Source organism: endosymbiont of Lamellibrachia barhami (assembly GCF_011947365.2).
Taxonomy (GTDB): domain Bacteria; phylum Pseudomonadota; class Gammaproteobacteria; order Chromatiales; family Chromatiaceae; genus QGON01.
The window spans coordinates 2,941,833-2,943,364 of sequence record NZ_JAAVSH020000001.1; the positions used below are offsets into that span (position 1 = coordinate 2,941,833).

Here is a 1,532-nt window from a genome sequence, read left to right on the forward strand (position 1 = left end):
TTGGTAGCCTTCGTTCAGTTACGTATTGCTCTCATAGCTGCTGCGCTATCAACGTTGCCGAAGAGGATGCGCTGCTCATTTACCAGTGCATAGGCCATCGTTACATTATCACCACTTGGCTGTACGCGTACGTTTACCGCCGCCTCCACGCTGGACATCGCCAGCGCATGGCTAACGGCGCAACATCGCCAGCAACGCCATTTTATCGATCTCTTCATCGGATTCCCCTCCGTTACTACCTGAATTGGCATCCATGCCGACTTTTCATTCCGACTCAACTCTCCTCTCTATTGCCACGTACGGATGGTTTATCCGCATTCTCCCCGTGAATCACAGACAGGCTGTGAGCCCGAACTCCTTATTCCAAGTCTAGGAATCAAGACTGCGCCTTACCATGTTAAATTCAGACAATTCGATCAATAACAGCGATAACAATGACACTGATCAACTCGTTTATCGAAGAGGTGGGAACGATTCGACTCAAACCTTTTTACAACTGCAAACCGCCAGGGTAATAAATCGGGAGATTGTCGGTAGAAGGGATAAATCCGACAGACTCACAGGCAATAAAAAACCCACCCCGGCTCCAGCCGGGGTGGGTTTGTTGTTTCTCACTTGAAGGGCCTCCCTGGCCCCTGATCATCCAGACTTACGGCGCCAGTGGCGGCAAGTTTGGAATTACATAGTGAGTGCCGTCTGAGTCGAACTCAGCCTTCCATTCCCAGGTCCCACCGAAAGGAACGCGGCGGTTGAGAACAGTCGATATATCGGCAGTCTTGGCGCCAGGATCACAGGCAGTCGCTGCCTGAGCAGCAGGAGCCAGGGTACCCAGGAGTGACGTATCGTCAATGATCGTGCGGTTGTCAGGCACATCGGTCAGCGTCATCTCCAGGTTCTGGATGTCTGCGTCACCGATATTTTCAACCGTAATGATCATGCCGTAGTGGTAGGTGAAACGACCCGTACGGGTAACCCAACAGTTCTCATAGTCAGTCACATAGGCCAGACCGACTGCGATGAACTCGGCATCGGAGGCAGCAGAGGCACCGTGGTTATCGGTCACCCTCAATGTAGCCACACCAGAGGTAGGTGCTGGGAAGGTCTTGGTCACCACACCCGGAGCTACGGGAGTACCGTCGTCAGGCACTTCGTTGAAGACGCCATCACCATCCAGATCCCAGTCGTATGAGACGATAGTGTCACCAGGGTTCGGATCGAAGGATGCCGAGCCGTCGAAGGTTACCGGAACGCCAGGAATCGCAGCCCAAGGACCGTTGGTTACCGGAACCGGTGGCACCTGGAAGGCACCCACTTCAACGTTCAGTGAATCACTGTCGGTCATGGCCGGATCGGGATTGGCAGGGGTACCGCCATTATCCGTCACCTGCAGGGTCACCGTGTAGTTTGCAGTTGCACCCGTATCAGGATAGACATTGCTGGCTGTCACACCAACCGCGCCTTCACCCGCTGCAGGGAAAGGTCCTGCTTCCCACCAGAGACCGTCGCTGGCATTGAAGTCCCATCATGAACCA

General features: G+C 54.1%; 2 protein-coding genes. Both read right to left on the minus strand.

Annotated elements, in window-relative coordinates; translation table 11 throughout:
• Positions 1-14 precede the first annotated feature (14 nt).
• A complete protein-coding gene (locus G9Q73_RS13425) occupies positions 15-218 on the minus strand; it encodes a hypothetical protein (protein WP_177420226.1) in 204 nt (67 codons plus the stop codon).
• 431 nt (positions 219-649) lie between these two features.
• Complete coding sequence (locus G9Q73_RS13430; RefSeq protein WP_177420227.1) at positions 650-1,447, minus strand: PKD domain-containing protein; 798 nt, start codon at positions 1,445-1,447, stop codon at positions 650-652.
• Positions 1,448-1,532: the final 85 nt, after the last annotated feature.

Coding starts and splice junctions, on each gene's coding strand:
- G9Q73_RS13425 (WP_177420226.1), bottom strand. CDS start 218: ATGAAGAGATCGATAAAATGGCGTTGCTGGCGATGTTGCGCCGTTAGC.